Origin of the sequence: Candidatus Lernaella stagnicola (assembly GCA_030765525.1) — a bacterium.
GTDB lineage: Bacteria > Lernaellota > Lernaellaia > Lernaellales > Lernaellaceae > Lernaella > Lernaella stagnicola.
On sequence record JAVCCK010000020.1, the window covers coordinates 150,759 to 172,253 of the forward strand.

20 protein-coding genes and 2 tRNA genes are annotated in these 21,495 nt (G+C 59.4%); 18 read left to right on the forward strand and 4 right to left on the reverse strand.

The window, feature by feature from the left end:
- Nucleotides 1-161 precede the first annotated feature (161 nt).
- The 4 genes from P9L99_09345 (at nt 162) to P9L99_09360 (ending at nt 4,385) form a co-directional block, all read left to right on the forward strand.
- Nucleotides 162-2,195 carry a biosynthetic peptidoglycan transglycosylase gene (locus P9L99_09345; protein MDP8223553.1) on the forward strand — a complete coding sequence of 678 codons (2,034 nt, stop codon included), beginning with the start codon at nt 162-164 and terminating at the stop codon, nt 2,193-2,195.
- Nucleotides 2,196-2,351: 156 nt separating this feature from the next.
- On the forward strand, nt 2,352-2,753 hold the full coding sequence (locus tag P9L99_09350; GenBank protein ID MDP8223554.1) for a hypothetical protein: 402 nt from the start codon (nt 2,352-2,354) through the stop codon (nt 2,751-2,753).
- A gap of 9 nt (nt 2,754-2,762) precedes the next feature.
- Nucleotides 2,763-3,944 (forward strand): class I SAM-dependent rRNA methyltransferase, encoded by a 1,182-nt coding sequence (locus P9L99_09355; protein MDP8223555.1) that lies wholly within the window; start codon nt 2,763-2,765, stop codon nt 3,942-3,944.
- Between the two features lie 24 nt (nt 3,945-3,968).
- Nucleotides 3,969-4,385, forward strand: coding sequence for a hypothetical protein (locus P9L99_09360; protein ID MDP8223556.1), 417 nt, complete (start codon nt 3,969-3,971; stop codon nt 4,383-4,385).
- A gap of 228 nt (nt 4,386-4,613) precedes the next feature.
- Here the strand turns inward: P9L99_09360 and P9L99_09365 are convergent, their stop codons facing one another.
- The 4 genes from P9L99_09365 to P9L99_09380 form a co-directional block, all read right to left on the reverse strand.
- Nucleotides 4,614-5,126 (reverse strand): hypothetical protein, encoded by a 513-nt coding sequence (locus tag P9L99_09365; protein ID MDP8223557.1) that lies wholly within the window; start codon nt 5,124-5,126, stop codon nt 4,614-4,616.
- A gap of 279 nt (nt 5,127-5,405) precedes the next feature.
- Nucleotides 5,406-6,149: an NAD(P)H-binding protein gene (locus P9L99_09370; GenBank protein ID MDP8223558.1), complete on the reverse strand. Its 744-nt coding sequence runs from the start codon at nt 6,147-6,149 to the stop codon at nt 5,406-5,408.
- Entirely contained in the window at nt 6,142-6,858 is a 717-nt protein-coding gene (locus P9L99_09375) for an SOS response-associated peptidase (protein MDP8223559.1), read from the reverse strand. Before P9L99_09375 ends, P9L99_09370 begins: the two co-directional genes overlap by 8 nt.
- A gap of 4 nt (nt 6,859-6,862) precedes the next feature.
- Nucleotides 6,863-8,272, reverse strand: a complete 1,410-nt coding sequence (locus P9L99_09380) for an alpha/beta fold hydrolase (GenBank protein ID MDP8223560.1) — start codon at nt 8,270-8,272, stop codon at nt 6,863-6,865.
- A 115-nt stretch (nt 8,273-8,387) separates the two neighbouring features.
- On the opposite strand from P9L99_09380, the gene P9L99_09385 reads away from it, so the two are divergent.
- The 14 genes from P9L99_09385 (at nt 8,388) to P9L99_09450 (ending at nt 21,494) form a co-directional block, all read left to right on the forward strand.
- Nucleotides 8,388-9,218, forward strand: a complete 831-nt coding sequence (locus tag P9L99_09385; GenBank protein ID MDP8223561.1) for a hypothetical protein — start codon at nt 8,388-8,390, stop codon at nt 9,216-9,218.
- A 109-nt stretch (nt 9,219-9,327) separates the two neighbouring features.
- Entirely contained in the window at nt 9,328-10,392 is a 1,065-nt protein-coding gene (locus P9L99_09390; GenBank protein MDP8223562.1) for an NAD-dependent epimerase/dehydratase family protein, read from the forward strand.
- Nucleotides 10,393-10,402: 10 nt separating this feature from the next.
- On the forward strand, nt 10,403-11,719 hold the full coding sequence (gene larA / locus P9L99_09395; protein MDP8223563.1) for a nickel-dependent lactate racemase: 1,317 nt from the start codon (nt 10,403-10,405) through the stop codon (nt 11,717-11,719).
- Nucleotides 11,720-12,103 (forward strand): hypothetical protein, encoded by a 384-nt coding sequence (locus P9L99_09400; protein MDP8223564.1) that lies wholly within the window; start codon nt 11,720-11,722, stop codon nt 12,101-12,103.
- 60 nt (nt 12,104-12,163) lie between these two features.
- The gene (tadA, locus tag P9L99_09405) at nt 12,164-12,631 is read left to right on the forward strand and encodes a tRNA adenosine(34) deaminase TadA (protein ID MDP8223565.1); all 468 of its coding nucleotides are present in this window, start codon (nt 12,164-12,166) and stop codon (nt 12,629-12,631) included.
- Between the two features lie 5 nt (nt 12,632-12,636).
- A tRNA-Ser gene (locus P9L99_09410) sits at nt 12,637-12,724 on the forward strand.
- Nucleotides 12,725-12,940: 216 nt separating this feature from the next.
- Nucleotides 12,941-13,027 (forward strand) — tRNA-Ser (locus P9L99_09415).
- A 138-nt stretch (nt 13,028-13,165) separates the two neighbouring features.
- The gene (locus tag P9L99_09420) at nt 13,166-14,329 is read left to right on the forward strand and encodes a hypothetical protein (GenBank protein MDP8223566.1); all 1,164 of its coding nucleotides are present in this window, start codon (nt 13,166-13,168) and stop codon (nt 14,327-14,329) included.
- Nucleotides 14,326-15,465 (forward strand): hypothetical protein, encoded by a 1,140-nt coding sequence (locus P9L99_09425; GenBank protein MDP8223567.1) that lies wholly within the window; start codon nt 14,326-14,328, stop codon nt 15,463-15,465. The genes P9L99_09420 and P9L99_09425 overlap by 4 nt, the downstream gene beginning before the upstream one ends.
- A 91-nt stretch (nt 15,466-15,556) precedes the next feature.
- Nucleotides 15,557-16,705 carry a hypothetical protein gene (locus P9L99_09430; GenBank protein ID MDP8223568.1) on the forward strand — a complete coding sequence of 383 codons (1,149 nt, stop codon included), beginning with the start codon at nt 15,557-15,559 and terminating at the stop codon, nt 16,703-16,705.
- Nucleotides 16,706-16,708: 3 nt separating this feature from the next.
- Nucleotides 16,709-17,839, forward strand: a complete 1,131-nt coding sequence (locus tag P9L99_09435) for a hypothetical protein (GenBank protein ID MDP8223569.1) — start codon at nt 16,709-16,711, stop codon at nt 17,837-17,839.
- Between the two features lie 139 nt (nt 17,840-17,978).
- A complete protein-coding gene (locus P9L99_09440) occupies nt 17,979-18,260 on the forward strand; it encodes a hypothetical protein (GenBank protein ID MDP8223570.1) in 282 nt (93 codons plus the stop codon).
- Between the two features lie 182 nt (nt 18,261-18,442).
- Entirely contained in the window at nt 18,443-19,783 is a 1,341-nt protein-coding gene (locus tag P9L99_09445) for a 6-phosphofructokinase (protein ID MDP8223571.1), read from the forward strand.
- A 133-nt stretch (nt 19,784-19,916) separates the two neighbouring features.
- On the forward strand, nt 19,917-21,494 hold the full coding sequence (locus tag P9L99_09450; protein MDP8223572.1) for a VCBS repeat-containing protein: 1,578 nt from the start codon (nt 19,917-19,919) through the stop codon (nt 21,492-21,494).
- Nucleotide 21,495: the final 1 nt, after the last annotated feature.

Sequence of the window (21,495 nt, forward strand, 5' to 3'; positions counted from 1 at the left end):
CGCGCAGTGAATGATGGCGCTCCCCCCAGTTTGGCCGCCATTCGATTAATTTTGCAAAAGTCCTCTGATTGCGGTAAGAAAGCCACGGGCGACCACGGGTCCGTCCAACAACCCGCGAGGCCTTGGTTGGGATACGATTGACGATGGACGATTGGACAAAAATGCGACGAAAGCGCGTCTCCCGCCGCTGGTTTTGGGCGGGCGTAATACTGGCGTTGCTGATCGCTGCGGGCTGGCTAAGCCACCGCATGGTCCAAGGCTACGTGCGGCAACAATTGGACCGCGAACTGGCCGACATCCTTCCTCAAATTGAGAAAAAAACCGGCTTGCTCGTCACGGTGGGCGGCATTGCGATGAGTCTGGACGGCACCGGCGAACTGCGGGACGTCTCGGTATCGGCGCGAGATAAGACGGGGCAGCCGTTTTTCACCGTGGAAAGCATCGACATCGAATACGAGTTGGATTGGGGCGAGCGACGCGCCCGGGTGACCGGCTTGCTGTTTGGCGGTCCGTCGCTGACGGTCGATTTCCTCCCGGAAGGCGGGACGAATCTGCCGGCATTTGTCGATCGACTGCTGGGAGCGGATTATCCGACCGCGAACGTTGCCGTCGAAGGCGACGGCGGATTGCGGACCCTGGCCGGCGGGAGAGTAACATTGCCCGAGCGGTTGCCGATACGTTATCGGAACGGGTCGTTGACCGTGCGGGACCGCGGGCGCTTCGGCAAAACCGAACAGACACTGTCCACCGTCCATAAAGCCGACGGCAACATCGTATTTCATCTCGACGACAAAACGGCGCGGCTGGAAGGTCGCTGCGGCCAGCCCCACGGCGGCAAGCTGCAATACAAGGTGTCGCTGCACCACGCGGGCCAGGACGTGGCTCTGAACGCCGTGCGGTGGAGCTTGGCCGACCTCTCGGCGGTGGCCCCCCCGTACATACAGTTGAGTGAGTCAACGCGGTTGAACGGCTCGCTGGAATTGCAGCGGCGTAACGACGACCCGGTGCTGCACGTGGCCGTCGACGGGCGAATGGACGGCCTCACGTTGGAGCATTTCCGCCTGGCCCGGCAGCCGGTGCGCAATATCCAGGGCGGCATCGCCGGCAAGCTTGTTATCGATACGCAAAAGAACACGGTGGGCAGCCACGATCTGGTGCTGAGCCTGGGACGGGCGGAGGTTCACCTGCAAGAGTTTCACGTGCGGGCGGGCGAGAATCTGCCGTTTGAATTACGCACGAAAATCCGCACGGCGCGCTTGGACCTCCAGGATTTGCTGGACGGCCTGCCGGAGGGTTTGGTCCCCTCTCTGCAAGGGGCGATCGTCGAAGGCGAACTGGATTTGAACGCGACGTTAGTCGTCGATATGGAGAACATTCGCGAAAGCGCTTTGGACATCAAAGGTGGGATCAGCGGCTTCCGGGCGATTTCGGTGCCGCCGCCGGTGGACGTGCGGCGTGTGAAGCGACCTGATTTTCGACACGTCATCGTGCGCAAGGGAGTGTTCAAGCGGGAAATCATCGTGGGTCCCTCAAACCCAGGTTTTGTGCCGTATGCGGCGACGGGGCACTATCTTCGCGGGGCGGTGCTCACATGCGAGGACGGCTCGTTTTTCCGTCATAACGGCTTCATGTTGCGGCACATTAACGATTCGCTGCGCCGCAACCTGCGGGATAAACGCTTTTCGCGCGGTGCCAGCACGGTCAGTATGCAATTGGTGAAGAATCTGTTCCTTTCCCACGACAAGACCGTCTCCCGCAAGTTGCAGGAAGCCATGCTGACGTGGTGGATCGAAAAGGAAGTGGACAAGCAGCGATTGCTGGAAGTCTATTTGAATATCATTGAGTGGGGGCCGGATATCTACGGCGTCGGCCCGGCGTCGCGTCATTATTTTCACCGGCATCCGAGCAAGCTGTTGCCCATTCAGGCGGCCTGGATGGCGAGCATCATTTCCAATCCGGTGCGGTTTTATTACATGAAAGCGCGCGGTTCGGTCGGCGCGGGTTGGAAAACGAACCTGGCGTTTATCATGCAAAAGATGCGCGAACGCGGTACGATCACCCAGGAAGATTACGACCTGGCCGCCGAGTATGATTTTTGGGTGCCTTTCGGAAGCGCGGATTATCCGTCCGACAAAGAGGAAGACGGCAACAGCGCGGCCGAGGGTGACACGACGAGCGACATACCGACGCCGTAGCGTTTTGTGATCGCCGGGCGGCGTGCCTACCGGCGGCTCAGGCGGTGCCGAAAAAGAGTTTTTAGTGAAAAAATAAGGTGTTCGATACGATTTACAGCTTGACATTGGCCGACGATGATTTTTTGATTGCTTACGACGAATTGTGAGGAGAGTGGAATGAAATATGTATCGATCCTATTGCTTTCGCTCGCTCTGTTGATGGCGGCGTGCAGTTCCGGCCCCTTGGTAACCCTGGGCGATCCGCAACCGGAGGGCGTTGTCGTCGAGCAAGTTACAGCCGGGAAAATCCATCTTGGATTCGTCCGGTATTTGGATACGTACGTATCGTTGGAAGTCGAATTCGCCCGCAAAATGAACTCCTCACCCAAGGAAGGCTTTCAGACGATTCTGGTCAAGCACAGCTACGGACAATGGTACGTTCTGGTCAAAGAAGGCTTGTACAAGACCGAGATCAGCAAGTTGAAGAAGGGTAAGACGATTCGCATTTGCGGCCGGGTGGCCGCGTCTCGCTTGCCGACCGACGATCAATCGAAAATCACTATCATCATCGATAAATAAGAGATCAACATGCCGAATTTGCCGCACATCGTGTTACGTCCGGGTCGAGAAAAATCAGTACGCAACCGCCATCCGTGGGTGTTTTCAGGCGCCGTGGAGCACGAGCCCGACGATTTGGAAAAAGGGCAAGTGGTATACGTGGACGACGCTGAGGGCAACGTACTGGGCAGCGGGACGTACAATGCCGACAGCCAGATTAGGGTGCGCTTGTTTACCTTCGCCGACGAAGAGATCGACGCCACGTGGTTCTCGCGGAAAGTGCAGAATGCCGAACAATGGCGAAAGCAGCTACTGCCGCCCAATACCAACGCGTTTCGTGTCCTATCGGGGGAGGCCGACGGCGTCCCGGGGTTAATCGTCGACCGCTACGGCGACGGGCTGGTCGTCACCTTGGCCACCGCCGGCGCCGACTTCCTGCGGCAGCCCATCATCGATGGACTCGTCACCGGCTGCCGACCCGAATGGATCTTGGAGCGCAGTTCCGGGGGGTACCGCAGGGAAGAAAACGTTCCGCCCCGGGTGGCCGAAATGTACGGCGAGGTGCCCGAGGATCCGGTCCAAATAGTCGAAAACGGTTTGAAATTCCTGGTCGATATTCGGGCGGGACAGAAAACCGGATTCTTTCTCGATCAACGAGCGGCCCGTTATGCCGCGATGAAGATGGCCGGTGGGCGAACGGTGCTCAACGCATTCGGGTACACCGGCGGCTTCGGCGTATACGCTAAAGCCGGAGACGCCGGCCGCACGGTAACCGTCGACCTCAATCGGGCGGCGCTGGATCTGGCGGCGAAGAACCACGAACTCAACCAACAGCGCTGCGGTGAAGACGATTTCGTGTGTATGGATGTGTTCGACTTTCTACGTGTAGACGAAACGCGCTTTGACATGATTATTCTGGATCCGCCCGCGTTTGCTAAAAGCAAAGCGGCATTGAACCGCGCCACGCGCGGCTACAAAGATATCAACTTGTTGGCCATGCGGCGGCTGCCGCCCGGCGGATTGTTGTTCACGTTTTCCTGCAGCGGTCACGTAAATCTGGAATTACACCGCAAAGTGCTCTTTGGAGCCGCGTTGGATGCCGGCCGAAACGTACAAATCTTGCGCATCATGGGACAGGAAATCGATCACCCGATCAATGTGTATCATCCGGAAGGCGAGTATCTTACGGGGTTCATTTGTCGGGTTGAATAGACGACTTTGAGAGGGGTGTGATTGATGAAAAAAGTGGAAATGGTGCGGTGTTGGGTATCGAGCCCGGACAACGACGATCAATCGTCAAGTGCGCCGCCGACCGTACGGTACGTGCCGAGCGACATTTATCGTTTGTGGCGCTATTTGATGGAAGACGTCAAAGGCTTCCAAATCGAGGGTGCCGAGACCTCTTTTTGGGTCGATGATGAGATGTACAGCCGCGAGAAGAGTATCTACGGCGAACACACGACCGACCATGTCACCGAAGTCGGCTTCATCTACTGCCGCGACAGTGAAGTCGGCCGACCCGTGATCCGCTTTTTCCCACAAGACCAACTCGAGGCGATTCTTGGATTTTTCATGAAGAATTTTCCCGAGGAATACATCAAAGGCGGTCTGCAAAAGACGAATGGCTTTTTCGTGTCCGTGAAAAAAGAATAGGAGTTTGGGCCAAACCTACTCGTAGGTCATCCCGATACAATGGACACTTGGCGACAAGTAACGGATTTCATACACCACACGACGGGTTTGGAGCGGCAGCGCTTCGAGGACATCCTTTGGACCGCTCTCGTCGTTCTGTTGTACTTCGTTTTTCGCAGCATCCTCCGCAAATTGATCGCCCACTATTGGCAGGACGCGTCACGCCGCTATGTGGCGATGAAATCCGTTTCAACCATTCTGGGAATCGTGGCGATCCTGTTCATTGTGCGCATCTGGCTGGGCGGGATGGCGGGCTTCATGACCTATCTCGGGTTGCTTTCGGCCGGTGTCGCCGTGGCGCTCAAGGACCCGCTGGCGAACATGGCCGGTTGGCTGTTCATTCTCGTGCGTGGCCCCTTTCACGTTGGCGACCGCATTCAACTCGGCCAGACCGCCGGCGATGTCGTGGATATTAGGCTCTTCCAGTTCTCTGTCATTGAAATCGGCAACTGGGTGGACGCCGATCAGAGCACGGGACGCATCATTCACGTGCCGAACGGCTTGCTTTTTCAACATCCGGTCGCCAATTACACTCAGGGTTTCGCCTTCATCTGGAACGAAATTCAAGTGACCGTCACCTTTGAAAGCGATTGGAAAAAGGCCAAGGGACTGTTGCGGGAAATCGCCGACCGAAACAGCGCCTACGATATGAAAAGGGCCGAGCAGGAAGTTCGCCAGGCCGCCGACAAATACTTGATTCATTACCGTTATCTGACGCCGATTGTGTGGACGGCGGTCGCCGATTCGGGCGTCAACTTGACGATTCGTTACCTATGCAATCCGCGAGCGCGGCGCAGCACCGAAACCAAGATGTGGGAGGATGTGCTCGAGCGCTTTGCCGCCTGCGACGATATCGATTTCGCCTACCCGACCGAGCGATTCTACTTCAATCGCAGCGAAGGAAAATCAGGCGCGGGGGGGGGGCCGGTGCGGTCGATGCACCCGGCCTTCAAGGAGACGGCAAGTCGGGGGACTAGCCCGCTATTCTTCGCTTTTTTTCCGCAACGCCGCCGTTTCGAAAACCTGATTCACAACATCTTCGTCCACGGCCAGCCGCACCAGCGCCCGCCCGAGTTGCGGACCGTTGAGGCTCAAATAGCGATCGCGCAACCGGCCGAATCCTACCGCACCCACCGCATGCAGCAGACCGTTGGCCACCGTCGCGCCGACACGCTCGCCGGTCCGCTTTTCCTCGCGGTCCTCGCCGGTGATGAACGAGGGACGCGCGATGATGTACGGCAAGCCGGACGCGGTGAGTTCCGCTTCCATCTTGACCCGCGCCCCGTAGTACTCGCCCTTGGCCCCGGGATCCGCGCCGACCGCCGACAGATACACAAAAAGCGGCGCGATGTGGGCGGCTTGGGCTGTTTGCAGCAATAGGGAACTCAGGCCGTAATCAACCGCCGCGTAGGTGGCCGTTTGGGGATCACCGCCGGCTTTGCTCACCGCTTTGCGGCGGGCGCGGGTGGTGCCGAGCAGGGCGAAAACGACCGTCGGCGCAACGCGTTGCATGGTTTGCGTCATCGGCGCCGACTCCCACGGCGTTGTGTCGACCTGCGCGCCCAGCGCTCCAAGGAAATCGCGCCAGTAGTCGAGGCGGGGCGAGTCGGGCCGTACGTGCGCCACGGTTTCAATCCCCGCCGCGCGCAATTCGCGGACGACGTTCATGCCTGTGTAGCCGGTGGCCCCGGCGACCAGAGCACGCATCGGTTGGGGGTCAGTCATGATCGGCCTCCCGGTCCAGCAGCGTCATTTGCCCTTGTATTTCCATCGGTTTAAGGACCTCCGGGCCATCGTTGCGCGGGCTGTTGACCCCAGCGCCGATCGGCTCGGCGATCATTTCGTCATCGGGGAATTGTCGCAGAAGATGCTGCACCAGTTCGGCCTTTTGCGCGAGCGGATCGAGCCACAAGCCGAAATCGGCGGGCCGCAGGACGACCGGCATGCGTGCGTGAATCTCGGCCATGAAGGGCGAGGCGGCGGCGGTGATGATGGCGCACGAGAGGATCTCACTACCGTCGCTGCTTTGCCAGTGTTCCCAAAGGCCCGCGAAGGCGAAGGGCTTGCCGTCGCGCCGCTTGATGTGCATCGGCTGCTTACGGTCGGCGTATTTCTTCCATTCGTAGAAACCCGAAGCCGGAATGAGGCAACGGCGGTATTTCGCCGCGTTGCGGAAGGCGGGCTTCTCGCCGATGGTCTCGCCGCGGGCGTTGATCATCCGTGCGCCCATTTGCGGGTCCTTGGCCCAAAAGGGAATCAGGCCCCAATGCATAATGTCCAATGTGGGGTCGGTAACGCCTGCCGGGATGCGGGCGACGGAGATCGGTTGAGTGGGCGCGATGTTGTAGCGGGGCGGCGGCGCGTCCGTGATGGAAAACGCAAAGAGTTCCGATAGTTCCGAAGGCCCGGCGATGAGGTTGAATCGTCCGCACATGGCGTTATTGGAAGACGGCGATGGCTAGACCGCCGGTTTTTGAGGGCCAGTTGCGCATCGTCAACGGGCGTCCGTTGGTTTCGAATTGGATGACGCCGGGTTCATCCGCCGGCACGATCATGTCGAAAAAGCGGATGAAGGGGAAGAAGGCGAACAAACCCCCGGCGACAGTTTCGTCGCTGACACCGTTGAAATTGGCGTCGAAGAAAAACAGCGCAATGGTGGAAATTTCGGGGTCCATGATCCCCGGTATCGAGAGGTCCACGCCGTTTACCGCCAACGTGTCGCGGCCGAAATACATCGCTTGGTTGAGGTTGAGGTAGGCGAATATCGCGTAGTCGTCGTTGTAGGGCAGCAGACGGAACACCAGACCGAGCAGGGTGTCGGGTTCCGGAAACACTCGAAAATACAGCTTGTTATTCGAGCGCGGAAAGGACTCGAAATAATAGTGGATGGGCGGGAACGCGTCGTTCGGATCGTGTATCTCGAATTCATAATAGGTGTCGGGCGACGCGGCGAAATCGCCCCAAAAGCCTTGCCGGTCGGAGGTGTATTCGGCCACCGGCGTTTCGCTGAAACGCTCGCCGGTCTGGGAGTCCACGCCGAAAACGCGAATCAGGAAATCCGCCGCCGGGTTGTTCGTGCCGAACACCAGGGAGCGGCCGGAGAGGACGATGTCGGATTCCGGCAGAATGTCAGTAGTTACCGGCACTTCGCCTTCGTTGAAGAAGGGATAAATGGCCGCGAAAGTGTCTTCCGAGGTCGCGACCTGCAGGTGGTCGAGGTCGTCCAACGCGACGTTTTGGCCGCCGGGAATTTCGCTGGAGCCGGCCATCGTGTCGGCGGCGGAGGAGACGCTCATCCCCGGTACGCCGTTGGGCACCGGCCCGTTGGGAAAGGATGCGAGGCTGACGTAATGCGCCACTTTGGAGGCCTGTTCAGGCTCGGCGAGGTATTGGTAGCACACTGCGCCGCCCAGCGAGTGCCCGAGCAAGTCGACCTGCTCGGCCTCGGTCCGGTCGAGCACGCGGTCGATGAAGTTATCGAGGCGGCCCGACGTGCCCAGGGGGCCGAAAAGCGTATCGTAGTCGAAGGCGAAAATACGATCCGGGCAGTAGTTGTTGGAGGCAAAACGCATGGTCTGCGTCGCGAAGGCGTCGCCTACTTCCAGGAAGCCGTGGACGAAGACAATCGGCCTTTTCGACGTGTCGCACGGCGTGTCGTCGTCACTATTTGTGTCGTCATCGTCATTATTGTCGTCATTGTTATCGTCGTCATCGTCGTCGTTGGCGTCGTCATCGTCACCGGTTAAGGGCGTTTGGTCATCGTTTTCATCGCTTTCGCCGCACGCAAAAACGATCACCAGCAGCGCGGCAATCAGCAGAAGCAGCCAACGTTGTTTCCCGTAATTCATGGTGCAACTCGCTCATCTTGTTTCAGGAGGCTAGTATGATAACCTGAATTTGTGATGCGTGTTAGAGTTTGCTACGTTTTCGCCATCCGAAAAAATCGGAACCGCGGGGGTAAGGATGTCGCAACGAAAGTGCGATAATTGCGGCGCTCCGTTGCCGCGCGACGGCTACGTGTGTGCCTACTGCAATACAGATTGGACGCCGGACTCGCCGGAATTCGGTAAGCGTCCGAAAACGCCGGCGAAACCCATCGTCCCCCCGCCTCAGGCCAAACCAGCGCCGCCGCCCCGCCCGAAGAAAAAGCCGCCGAAGGACGTAGTCATTTTTGTTGTGCTGCTTGTTTTTTGCTGCTGGCCGGGGGCGCTCGTGTATTTGTGGGCGGGCACCGCGTGGGAACGGCGCGTTAAGTGGATTTTGACCGCGGCGGTCATTGTGCCGATGGTGGTGTTGTTCACGTGGTTCCTCTTTGACATCAACGTGAACCGCATCGACGGCGTCGGGGAGAAAATTACTGCGGACGCCCCGGCGATGGATGATCGCGCTTACGTCGAGTTGGCGCCGGGTTCGGTGTATCAGCGGATGATCGACGTCCGCGAAAAGGAACGGGAATCGCAGCGGAAGTTGTGGCGGGAGCAATTCGAGGGCAAGTGGGTGCAGTGGATCGGCGTGGTCGAAACGAGATCGACGTACTCCGGCATCCCGAGTCACGTAACCATCAGGGTCCACAATAAGGCCTCGTTCAAAATCAAAGTGTATTTTGACCCCGCGCACAAAGCTGCTCTGGGGAAGTTGAGAAACGGCGATACGGTGCAGGTGAGCGGAAGGTTGTGGGGCTTCTCCTGCGCGCTGGACGAAATCGAATTGGCCGACGGCTTGTTTGTGGTTGTCGTGGACGAAAAGAAGGACGTCGATCCGGTGGCCACCAAGCCGGGACGTCAATTCACGTAAAACAAGCGCATATCGAGCGTTAGCGGCGATCGCGGCGCGGCGTCCCTTTGCCGCCGGCGGGTTAATTCAGTATCATGCCTCTCCGATTTGAGAACCGAAGGGAAACACAATGAAAATGCTCATCACCGGGGGCTGCGGATTCGTGGGCGCGAACCTCGCGCGGCACTTCCTGGAGCTGGGATACGAAGTGACCGTGCTGGACAACCTCGTGCGGCGCGGCAGTGAATTCAACGTGCCGGACCTGCTGTCGCTGGGCGCCCGTTTCGTGCATGGCGACGTGCGCAACGCCGAAGACCTCAACGCCCTGCCGAAGTTCGATGTGATTTGCGAAACCAGCGCGCAGCCCAGCGCGATCGACGGCTACGCGAACCCGGTTTTCGATTTGAACAACAACACGTTCGGCTTGGTCAACGTGCTGGAGAAGGCGCGGCGGGACGAGGCGATTCTCATTTTTTGGTCGACCAACAAGGTGTATTCCGGCGACCGCGTCAACGCGATTCCGGTGGCGGAAGAACCGACGCGTTGGGTGTGGGACAAAGCCGCCGGGTACGCGGCCCGCGGTTTTTCCTACGAGCACGGCATCAGCCAGGATTTCGACGTCGACGGCGGCCAGCATTCGATCTACGGCGTGTCGAAGATCTGCGGCGATTTGATCTGCCAGGAGTGGTTTGACGCTTTTGGCGTACGCACGGTAGTAAACCGGTTCTCCTGCCTGGCGGGGCCGGGGCAGTTCGGCAAATCGGCTCAGGGTTGGGTGGCGTGGTGGGTCATCGCCCACCATTTCGGGTTGCCGCTCGTGTACATCGGCTGGAACGGCAAGCAGGTGCGCGACTCGCTGTTTACGCCGGACATCAACCGCTTGGTCGAACTGGAGATTGAAAAAATCGACGCGTGCGCCGGGCAGGTGTTCAACGTCGGTGGCGGGTCGGAGATTACCTTGTCGCTGCGGGAAATGACCGCGTGGTGCGAAACGACGATGGGCAAAAGCGTGCCCGTGGAGATTCTGCCCAATCCGCGCAAGGCGGATCACGTCGTGTACATCAGCGACACCCGACGCGCTCTCGAAGTGCTCGGCTGGAAACCGACAACGGACTTGGAGACCGGGCTCGGCCAAATCGTGGAATGGGTCGAGGCGCAACACGACCGACTGGCGTCGCTGTACGCGCCGCGATAGGGGAGGGGCGGTGAGCGAGCGGCGAATCAGCGTGCCTTTCGGGAAGCAGCCGCTGACCTTCACGTTGCCGGATGGTTGGGACCTGGCCGGCACTTTCGCGCCCGCCGAATATCCGCCCGTCCACGATGCCGCGGCAGCTTGTGCGGCCGGGTTGGCCGAACCGCTGGGCATGCCGCCGCTGCGCGAACTGGCCCGCAACCGCCGCAAAATCGCCATCGTAGTTGAGGACGTCAGCCGGCCGACGCCGATCGCCGACTTCTTCGGCCCCATTATCGACGCCCTCGACGCGGCGCAAGTGCCCGATGAAGCGGTGACGATCGTCACGGCGTTGGGCGTGCATCGACCGATGACCGAAGCGGAAGTGAAAGCGAAGATCGGCGAACGGGCTTTCGGCCGCTATCGTTGGATCAACCACGATTTTGAGCCGGGTGATCACTTGGAGATGCTCGGCACGACCCGGCGCGGCACGCCGTGTTGGATCAACCGCGAGGTGTCGCAAGCCGACCTGGTGATCGGCGTGGGTTGCATCGAGCCGCACATTATCGCTTCGTTCGGCGGCGGGTCGAAGATTTTGGTGCCGGGTGTGGCGGGCAAGGAAACGGTGGCCAAAACCCACCGCCGCAATACGACGCCGCAGACCTTCAACAACGTCGGCTTGGATCCGTATCAAAACCCGATGCGCCAGGATCTGGAAGAGTGCGTGGCGATGATCAAAGCGCCGATTTTTATCGTCGATGCCGTGCTGCGCGGCGATCTTTCGGTGGCGCAGATTCTCGCGGGGGATCGCGATCAGGTTTATCGGGCGGGAATCGAAGCGGCGGCACGGATATTCGGCGTGAAGGTGCCGGGCTTGGCGGATATCGTCATCACGTCCAGTCACCCGATGAACGTCGATATGCGGCAGGGCGCGAAGTCGTTGGCCAACACGATTCGCGCGCTTCGGCGGGGCGGCACGATGTTGTGCCTGATGGCGGCCGAGCAAGGCGTGGGAGATTTTCCGGTGCCGGAGAAGCGGCCGCCGGTCGGCAAGCGCGGGTTGAAGGTGCTTTCGCACGTGTTGATTCCGTTGATGGGCGTGACGACGCTGGGCATGCAGGAGGAAGCGCATTTCTTTACGTATTTCAGCTTGCAGGCGATAAAAAACTACAACGTGATATTTTACGCCCCAACGATTTCGCCGGACGTGAAACGTCGCTTGCCGTTTTACGACATGCACGCGAATATCGACGAGGCTTTGGCGGCGGCGGCGCGCCTCACACCGCGGGGTAGGGTGTTCGTGTTTCCCAACGGGGGCGTGACCTACCCGATTGTGGAAGGAGACAACTAAGTGGCCTGGTCCAAGACAGTCAAACGCTATGCGGTTTTTTACGGCATCGTCGTGCTGATTCTCGGCGGTTTCTTGGCGGCGCATTTTCTGTATCTGTGGGGCGATTTAGGTCCGGGGGAAACGAAGATTTTCCAGGCGAGCGTGTTCGTCAACAAGTTGTCGAAGGAATACGAAGTGCAGGCGCCGGACTTTCTGGAAGTGAAGGTCGCCAACATTCACGATTACGGCTTCTATGTCGAATACCAGCGGCAGCCGCGCACGACCTTCGATTATCAAGTCGCCGCCAAGGCGAACGCCAAACCCGGCGTGTATGAAATATCGCTGACCTTCGCCAACGACTTCACGTACCGTGACTGGATTCGCGTGAAGCGAAAACTCTTTTAGGACGAGAACTTGACGCCCGATAACGTTGCCGATATAAAAAGCCCTCTCCGGCCCCATGGGTTGGCGGGTTCTTTCTCAGAGGACGAGGCTTTCATGGCTCTGGCGTTGCGGCAGGCCGAGGCCGCGGCGGCGACCGGTGAGGCGCCGATCGGTGCGGTGCTGGTCGAAGGCGACGCGGTGGTTGCCCAAGCGCATAACCGGCGCGAGACCGACAACGACCCGACGGCCCACGCGGAACTGATCGTGTTACGAGAGGCCGCGAAGGCGTTGGGACGCTGGCGGCTGGCCGGTTGCACATTGTATGTCACGCTCGAACCGTGTTTGATGTGCGCCGGGGCGATCGTGCTGGCGCGGGTGGATCGCGTCGTGTACGGAGCCAGCGACCCAAAGGCCGGCGCGGTGGAGTCGCTCTATCAAGCCTTGAGCGATGAGCGGTTGAATCATCGTCCCGTCGTGCAGGGCGGGGTGTTGGCCAAGGAGTGCGGCGCGGTGCTGACGGAGTTTTTCCGGAGGCGACGCGAGAAATAGTGGATGGAGAGATGGCAGAGTTGGTCGATTGCGCCTGACTCGAAATCAGGTGTACCCGTAAGGGTACCGGGGGTTCGAATCCCTCTCTCTCCGTGAAATCAAAGCGCCGGGGATTGCGGAAAGCAGCGATGTGGTTTGCTTCCCCTGGTTGGCTTTGAGCGAGGCTGTTTTCGGTAGGCGACAGCCGCGGTCCATGGAAGGGCCGCCGGTATTCGGAAAGGATTTTCGAATACCGCAGGGAGGTGAAAACGACGTTTTTCGCCGACCGCCTGCCGGGCAAGCCAGGGATGGCTTGGTTGGCCTTTACAAGGAGAGGTGACCGAGAGGCCGAAGGTGCACGACTGGAAATCGTGTGGGCGTTAACGCGTCCCGTGGGTTCGAATCCCACCCTCTCCGAATCGAATTGCCGCGGCACCGCGCCGCGGCTTTTTTGTGGGCGTATGGCGGGCGTCGGAACGTTTTGGTACATTCGTGTTCGTTATAAGTAGAATCCCTTTTATCTTTGCGCGACGGCGATTCCAAAGGAGCCGCACGATGACTACGCGTGGAAAACGGTTTTTGGCAGTCGGGATCATCGCCGCCGGTTTGTTGGTGCTTGGCGTGCCGTTTTTTGTTTTTGTGTGGCCGTATATTCAGCCGGCGCCCGTGCCGCGGGCCGAGCTCGAGAAAACGGTTGCGGAATGGAAGGTGTTTGCCGACGCCGTGCGCAGCCACCCACAGGCGGACCGGCAGGCGTTTGACGAGTTTTGCCGGAAGCACAAGGAGTTTCTCGAAAAGGGCAAAGCGGCAAGCGGTTCCGGGGGGGAAGAGAGCCTCTTTTTTTCCGAGGAAAGCGTGGCGGAGGTTGCCGCGAACCGTGAAACACTTCAGCAATTGATCGTCGAGTTCGACGCTTTCGCTGCCGACGGGCTTGTCTTGTATCAGGATTACGCCCTCGACGCGGAGACAATGGACTTTCTGCCGATCTGGGGCTTGGCGTACTGGTGGGGCACGATGGCCGCGCAAGGCGAAGAATTCATGCCCCCGTATCGTCGCGCGTCGCAACTGATCGCGTCCTTGATGGAAAATGACATTCTTTTCTCGTTGATGATAGGTATCACGATCGAGGCGATCGTCGATCCGGCCTTGATCCAAAGACTGCCGCAATTGAGCCCGGAGGATTTGGCGCAGGCGGCGGAGATCATCAAGCAACGTCCCGATCTTTTTGAACAGTTGCTGCGGTCGACGAAGATCTACGCCTACGCCGGTTTCTCGTCGCTGACAACCGAGGCGGAAGGAGGCGAAAGCATATTCATAGACGAAGAAAGCAAACGGTTTTTGTGGCCGCTGCATGTGCCGGGCCTCTTGGAGCGTGAGAGGTGGTGGTACGTCTACGCGATGGATGAAATGACCAAGCGGTTGCGGGTCTGGTACGACAACGGCGCGACCGGCGAGCCGGTGGGGGATCTGATGGCGCAGATCCTGGACCACTCCATATTGAGCGCGATTATGGCGCCGGACATGGCGCGTTTCGTCAGATCAGCGGTCCTAAAATGTGTGGCGCGTCGAAAGGCGCTGTTGGCGGCTATTGAGGCCGAGCCGCAGCGTCGCGCGACGGGCGGCACGACGCGGCTGCCCTACTTCGACGATGTTGAATTGGTGATCACCGACAAACACGGGGATTTCAAAAACACGCCGAAAACAACGGAGACGCCATGAATAGACGAAAGTGGATCATATTAATTCTCGTCGCCGTCGTAGGAATGGCGGCGGTTACGTTCGGGCCGGCATTGTACGCATGGTGGCCATATCTCAAAACGCCCCCGCTGGATAAAACCGCTCGGCATCGTATTGCCAAGCAGTGGGAAAAGGCGGCGTGGGAAATGCAGGAACGGTCGCCCCAAGACCGTGAAGCCTTGTTTGCCTATGCCAAGGACGTCGCCGATTTTCTGGAACGAGCGCCACAATGGAAGCCGGATTCCGAATTTGATTCCGCGGCCGATTTGGCGGCGGCGATGGCGGGCACGCGCGAGGAACGTCGGAAATGGAACGCGGAGTTCGACCGGCGGTTCCCGGGGCCATTGACGCTGCAACAAGACTTCAACCTCGCGGCGGATTTCCTGCCGTTCTCCAAAATGCGCCGGTGGCCGAATTGGCAGGCGGCGGAAATCATCGCCGGAGAAAATCCGCTCGAAGCCCTCGCTCGAATGCGGCGCTTCATCAATTCCTTGTACGCCAGTGGGTATTCGCTCAACGTGGTGATGGGCTGCGTCTACGAACGCGTTATTTACGAGAGTCTGGTCGCTTCCTGGCCCCGATTGTCAGCCGAGCAACGGAAGCAGGCTCTCGCGGCGGTCGAGGATTGGGAGGAAGCGAAATTGCGCCTGGTCACCGGTTTGGAACGCGACGCCTTCGCGGATTTCCAGGCGTTTCACCAAGGCGTGTCGTTTGATTCGGTAAATCCTAATGCCTCCGAGAGCAGCATGTTGAGCCGCCTGTACGTGTGGACCGGCCAGCAGAAACGCGAAATCGCTTGGTTCGTTTACTTGAGTCACGCGATCAATGAAGGAGTGCGGCAATGGATCGCGACCGGGGACCGGCCGGATCTTGACGCCGCGACGAAGTTGACCGCCAAGCATAGCTTTCTTGTCGCCGTGGGCGTCGATCCTGCGCAGCAGTTCCTGCTCTACGAGAAGCTTTTGGGAACGCTCCGGCTACGAGCCGAAGTGCCGGCGGCGTTGCGTGCCGGAGTGACTGACCCCTTGCAGTGGCAGTGGGACGAGGCGGGCAAGAAGATCGTCTATCGTTTGGAACGCCGGGGCTCCGACCTGCGTTTGACGCGGGTTGGCGAATAAGAAGGGGCCCGGCGGAAAGCGAGCTTGTCATCAGTTCCCCAAACGGTTGTATAGTCGAGAGGAATCAAGAGAAACAACCGTCGGGAGAATCGTGAGAGTAAACGCGCGGCGTGTTTTCATCACATTGCTGATTGCGGGATGCTTGGGCGGCGGAGTCGTCTTTTTCCACGTGTATCCTTACGTGAAGGCGCCGTCTCAGAGCGCCGCCGAGTTGGAAGGCTGGGTGGCGAAATGGGAAGGTCGTGTGCATGAGTTCCGCACGCGGCCGCCCGACGACCGCGAGGCGTTCAACGCGATGATGGAGCAGATGCGGCCGTTGTGGGAGGCGGTCGACAACTTCACCTACGACGGCTGCCCTCCGTTTGACGAGGATAAATTTGAAACGTACGCGCCGGTCTTTGACGAGGCCGCGCGCTACGACACCGAATGGGATCGGGTTTTAGCCGACGGCTTTCTCTGGCAGGACGACGGCGCGCCGCGACTCGAGCCACCGTGGGGGCAGTCTTACCGCCGCTGGGTCAACTTGCAGCTTTGGCTCGCAGTCGCCGGGGATGACCCGGTGCCGCGACTGATGCGCCTGCACGCGATCAACGCCGGCCTGCGGGATTGCTCGACCCTGTTCAATGTCGTCAACACCATCGGCATCGAGCGCATCACCGACACGGCCACGGTGTATCTGCTGCCTCGGTTGAAGGCGGAGGATATCCACACCCTGGGCCGCGAGATGACGGCGCGGTCGGACGTTGCGGCGGCGACCATTGACGCGATTGCCATCGGCGGCACGGCGCGAGCGACCACTCCCAACGACGTGCTGCACGAGTTGCGGGGGAAGATGCCCTTTCGCCAAGCGGGGTGGCTTCTGCGGGCGGCCGATTTCCTCGGTTGGACGAGTCGCGAGCGTTTTTGCTTCATCGGTCTACACAAGCGCCTGGATGAGGAACTGCGAACCTGGTATGCCGAAGGCGCCGGCGGGCCGACCCCCGGCGTCCGGGGCGACGCGAAGCGCACGACGGTATACGCGGCTGGCGTGATGCCCCCGGTTCGGACCTACTTGCGCGTGGGATTGCGGCAGATGCAGCGACGTAACGCGGTGGTTCGCGCATTGCGGGCAGAGTTGCAGCGGCGTGAGCGCGGCGAACGGGCGCCGTTCCGATTGAAATATGACGGCGGGCAGGACATTGTGGTGGACCAAAAGTTCGGGTGTATCATGCCCCGACAGGTTCCTCCGGCAAAGGAGTAAGGGATGCGTCGTTGGTGGCGAAAGTCGGCTCTCGCATTGGGTGTCATCGTCGTCGGCCTTTTGATCGCGGCCGCGATTGTGTTGCGGCCGTATTATCGGATGCCGCCGGACCGGGAAGAGTTGTCGAAACGGCTTGCGTCGTTTCACGAATTGGCGCAGTCGATCGAAGCGCGGCCGGATCGGGATCGGCGTCTCTTTTACGAGATGATAGAAGACGCCGCGCCGATGCTGCGCATGGAATTCGAGTGGACCGAGAGCGAGTGCCCGCCCAAAGCCGTGCGGCAGTGGAAGAAGCACGAGGCGAAATATCCGGCGGTACCGGGCTTCGATCGAAAAATACAAACCATCGTGAAAGACGGTTTCGTTCTCCAGCAACCGATTGCCGTGGACACCAAGTTTCCGAAGATGAAGGCGACGATCCGGTGGTTCGGCCTCGAGGCGTTGACCGCGGTACGCCACGCCGCAGAGGGAGACAATGCCGCGGCGACAAAACGTCTGGAGTACTTGGCGGCGATCGATCAGGGCTTCTACGATTCCCGGATCATATATTTCGTGATGCTCGCCTCGCACTTGGAGGCCATCTACCAAAAAGCCACGTTGGCTTTGCTGCCGCAGTTATCCGACCGGCAACTCGCAGACGTCGAAAAGCACTATTCGGAGTTCCCCAATCCGGCCATGTTGTTAGCGGACGCCATCCGATTGGAGGCCGTGGCAATCGAGGAGCTTTTTGAAACAAACCGCTTGGAGATGACGGGTTCATTTCGTATGTGGCTGTTACGCGCGGCGTTGCGTTTGGGGTACGCCGAACGTGAAAAATGGATGCTGGTAAGCTTCCTCGACAGGCAAATTCGGACCATCGAACAGTGGGCGGCGGCAGGCGCAACCACTGCGTTACCGGAGGCGTTTAGCCGAGAGGAACTGAAATACTCACCGCTTAGCGTAATGGCGATGCCGGACTTGAGTGGCGTCGCGCGTGGTGTGCAAAGGACCCTGCGGCAGCGCGCGGCGGTGCTGGAAGCCTTGCGGGCCGAAAAAGCGTTTCGGCAAGATAGCACGCCACGACCCCCGACAATTAAAGCAGAGGGTTTCGGGAAAATCGTCTTCGACAGCGGGAACTATTGCCTGCTGGACTGAGGTCGAGCGTAAAGGCCGGAAAAATAAGCGGTAATTCGTTAGCCACGCGGCGTTTGACGGCGCGGGCGCAATGCGTATAATGATGCGACTTGCCCACTTGAGTCTGGGTGATTTGCCTTACGCGATGAGGAGATTTTCAATGCGCGTGACTTACCTGTTGATGGTTTTGGCCGTATTGGCCGCGATGCTTATGTTGCCGGCGTTAGGTGCCGCGCAACAGGGGGATGACAACGCCGCGACGGATGATGACACCGACGGCCAGGTACTTCCGCAAGACGACGACACTGACGCCGTGGATGACGATACCGACGAAGAAGGTAACGACGAGGTCCCAGGCGAAGACGGTTCCGGCGACAAGTTGAAGCGTTCGTACGAGGACAGCACGGACGCGGGCGGCTGCGGCTGTTACGATTTCCGATAAGGGGTTAGTTTCCCAACAGTGATCAGCACACCGGCAGGGTTGCGCATGCGCGGCCCTGCCGTTTTCTTATCCGGCGTCGTGCTTGACGCCCGGTGATTTGCGCCCTATTTTCTGCCCGAATGCATGACAAGCCTTGTGATTTTGCATCATGGTTCTTCGACGGGACAATAAGGAGAGCGAACATGGCCAAGAAAACTCCGGCGACCAAGGCGAAAACGATCAAGAAGAAGGCGACAACCGCGAAGAAGGCGCAGACCAGCAAGACCGACTCGGCCGATTTGCAGAAGGTCCTCAAGAATGCTCGCAAATACCACGGCACGAAACAAAAGCGCGTGGGGATGCTTTTCTCCGGTGGTCCGGCGCCGGGCGGTAACGCCGTAATTTCGGCGGCGGCGCTGGCGTTTTTGAACGATGGCTGGGAGGTTATCGGTTTTTATAAGGGCTACGAATACCTGCAACAGTTCGACCGTGAAAAGCCGCGCCAATTTCGGGAAGGCTTTCATTTCAAGCGTCTGGGCTATGAAGATGTGACCAAGATTCGGCAATTGGGCGGCATTGTGATCAAGACGGCGCGGGCCAACCCGAGCAGTGTGGGCGGCCGCGAAATCCAGAGCGTGCAGGATTTGATCGACCCGACGATGTCCAAAAAAATATACAACGTGTTGGACGCGCTGGAATTCATGGGCATCCAAGCGTTGATTTCCATCGGCGGCGACGACACCCTTAAGACAGCGTTCTACCTGAACCTGCTGGGTCTTCCCGTGGTTCACGTACCCAAGACGATCGATAACGACTACTTCGGTATTCCGTGGACCTTCGGCTACTTTACGGCCATCGAACATGCGCGGCAGGCGATCAAGGTTTTCAATGTCGAGGCGCAAACGACCGACGCTTGGTGGGTATTGGAACTGATGGGTCGTAAAGCCGGCTGGTATACGCTGGGCGCCGGGATATCCGGCGAAGCGGTGCGGATGATCGGCCCGGAGGAAATGGGCGACTCGGTCGACTTGAATCGTCTGGCGACCGAGATCCTGAACCTCGTGATCGAGCGGGAGAAATACGGCAAACGTTACGGCGTGGTGCTGATTTCCGAGGGATTGGTCGACCATTTACCCAAAGACCAAATTCCGCAAGAAGTTGACGAACACGGCAACATCAGATTTGCCGACGCGTTATTGGGATACCGCATTGCTAAAATGGTAAGCGAAATGTATTTCGAGACGACCGGTCGCAAGCTACGAGTGAAGTCCGAGACGATCGGATACACCACCCGTTGCGCCGAGCCTTCGGCTTTCGACATTTTGCTTGGCAGCCAGCTTGGCGCGGGCGCTTTCCGCTTCATCAGCCAACGGCGCGGCGGAAACATGGTTAGCGTCGGGGATAATCTGGAAATCAAAGCCGTGCCCTTCAGCGATTTGATCGATGCGAAGACGTTTCGGACGAAAGTGCGCTACGTGCCGATCGACGGCGATTTTTTCAAGTTGGCCAAGTCGCTTGAATTTCGCCGCCAGCACGAAGACTAACAGCGCGACGCAAACCACTGGCGGATCATTCTCCGGCCCGAGCCGAAACCGGCTCGGTGCCTTACGCTTGACACATACTCAAAATCAATAAATCGTTGAGGTGTTCCTTTTCGCAAATATGTGGAGGTGCGTAATGCGCGTTTTTTCTCGGGTAGGTTTTGTCCTTTTTTTGTTGGTGATGTTGGCAATCGTTGCGATCCCGGCCTGCGATGATGACGACGATGACGATGATGACGACGACGATACCGGTCCCGGTGATGCCGACGACGACGCGACAGACGACGACGCGACGGACGACGATGCGACCGATGACGATGATGACGACGACGATGACGACACAGGCGGCGACGACGACACGGGCGGCGACGACGACACGGGCGGCGACGACGACGATAACGACGACGACAACGATGATGACGATACGCCCACCGTGGAACGGTTGATCTGGACGTTTGTTGCGCCGGAGGGGCCCTACCACATTGAATGCGTCGGCGGAATCGGCGACGTGGATGGCGACGGAACCGCGGACATCATTGCCCATGGGTACGATAGCATTTACACGCCAACGGGCGCGGACACGACCTGGGTGCTCAGCGGCGCATCGCCGACTCGCGCGGCAACGATCGTGTGGGGAGAGGCGCCCAACAGCGGGCCGCCGAACAACTCTTCGGCGGGCGGCGACGGCGACAAAGTGCTTCACGCCGTTGGTGACTTAAACGGCGACGATCTGCCTGACCTGCTGGTCGGTACGGCCTGGGGCAACCGAACGGCGTATGCGATGGACGGCGCGAACGGCGACGTGTTGTGGCAGTTCAACACCTACACCGACCCCCTGTCGCCGGACAGCGGCTGGATTCACAGCGTGGCGCCTTTTCCGGACGTTACTTCCGACGACGTTCCCGAAGTGCTGTTGGGCGTCGGCAGCGACAACAACATGGGCTGGCTGATGGACGGCGCGACCGGCGATGTCGTCTTCCGGTTGACGGCGAGCACTGACGTCATCTACGGCGTTGCCGCGATCGAGGATGTCAACGGCGACAAGATACCGGACGCCATTTTCGCGGCCGGCGATAACGACCCCAAGGTCTACTGCGCGGACGGGGCGAGTACCGGCGTGGCGACGGTTCTCTGGGAAACGAGCGTCGGCAACAACTTCACCATGGCCGTCATCGACGATCTCAACGGCGACGACATCCAAGATGTGCTGGCCGGTTCCTGGAACACCAACGCCGTCGTGGCGCTCAACGGGGAAACCGGCGCGGAGCTATGGACCAGCGTGGCGTCCGGAGATGCGATGCGGGTCGTCCCCATTGAGGATCTGGACAGCGACGGCGTGCCGGATCTGGTGTGGGTGGCCATGACTTCGCTCGCGACGCCGTGCGTGACCAGCGGCGCGGACGGGACGACGGTGTGGTGCGCGACAGGCCTGACGAGCGATCTGACGTGGGCGCTTGACCGCATCGACGACCTGAACGGTGACGATTTGGATGACGTGGTAATCGGCAACTTCGAATCGCTGATCATCGCGTTGGACGGCAAGGACGGCACGGAATTGTGGCGCTACGACACCGGCGACGCGAAGGTCATGACATTGCGCAGCGTCGCGGACGTCACGGGAAATGGCGTGGCCGACGTGGTCGCGGGAACGCAATGCCTCAACCCAAGCGACGACGGCGCCGGCACGGTGTTCCTGCTTGAAGGGCACCTATAAG

Bases quoted from the DNA above. Each gene is read 5' to 3' on its own strand.
- P9L99_09435 (MDP8223569.1), top strand. From the start codon at position 16,709: ATGCGTCGTTGGTGGCGAAAGTCGGCTCTCGCATTGGGTGTCATCGTC.
- P9L99_09370 (MDP8223558.1), bottom strand. From the start codon at position 6,149: ATGACTGACCCCCAACCGATGCGTGCTCTGGTCGCCGGGGCCACCGGC.
- P9L99_09345 (MDP8223553.1), top strand. From the start codon at position 162: ATGCGACGAAAGCGCGTCTCCCGCCGCTGGTTTTGGGCGGGCGTAATA.
- P9L99_09360 (MDP8223556.1), top strand. From the start codon at position 3,969: ATGAAAAAAGTGGAAATGGTGCGGTGTTGGGTATCGAGCCCGGACAAC.
- P9L99_09390 (MDP8223562.1), top strand. From the start codon at position 9,328: ATGAAAATGCTCATCACCGGGGGCTGCGGATTCGTGGGCGCGAACCTC.
- P9L99_09385 (MDP8223561.1), top strand. From the start codon at position 8,388: ATGTCGCAACGAAAGTGCGATAATTGCGGCGCTCCGTTGCCGCGCGAC.
- P9L99_09450 (MDP8223572.1), top strand. From the start codon at position 19,917: ATGCGCGTTTTTTCTCGGGTAGGTTTTGTCCTTTTTTTGTTGGTGATG.
- P9L99_09420 (MDP8223566.1), top strand. From the start codon at position 13,166: ATGACTACGCGTGGAAAACGGTTTTTGGCAGTCGGGATCATCGCCGCC.
- P9L99_09440 (MDP8223570.1), top strand. From the start codon at position 17,979: ATGCGCGTGACTTACCTGTTGATGGTTTTGGCCGTATTGGCCGCGATG.
- P9L99_09445 (MDP8223571.1), top strand. From the start codon at position 18,443: ATGGCCAAGAAAACTCCGGCGACCAAGGCGAAAACGATCAAGAAGAAG.
- P9L99_09380 (MDP8223560.1), bottom strand. From the start codon at position 8,272: ATGAATTACGGGAAACAACGTTGGCTGCTTCTGCTGATTGCCGCGCTG.
- P9L99_09425 (MDP8223567.1), top strand. From the start codon at position 14,326: ATGAATAGACGAAAGTGGATCATATTAATTCTCGTCGCCGTCGTAGGA.
- P9L99_09355 (MDP8223555.1), top strand. From the start codon at position 2,763: ATGCCGAATTTGCCGCACATCGTGTTACGTCCGGGTCGAGAAAAATCA.
- P9L99_09375 (MDP8223559.1), bottom strand. From the start codon at position 6,858: ATGTGCGGACGATTCAACCTCATCGCCGGGCCTTCGGAACTATCGGAA.
- P9L99_09350 (MDP8223554.1), top strand. From the start codon at position 2,352: ATGAAATATGTATCGATCCTATTGCTTTCGCTCGCTCTGTTGATGGCG.
- P9L99_09365 (MDP8223557.1), bottom strand. From the start codon at position 5,126: ATGAATCAAGTATTTGTCGGCGGCCTGGCGAACTTCCTGCTCGGCCCT.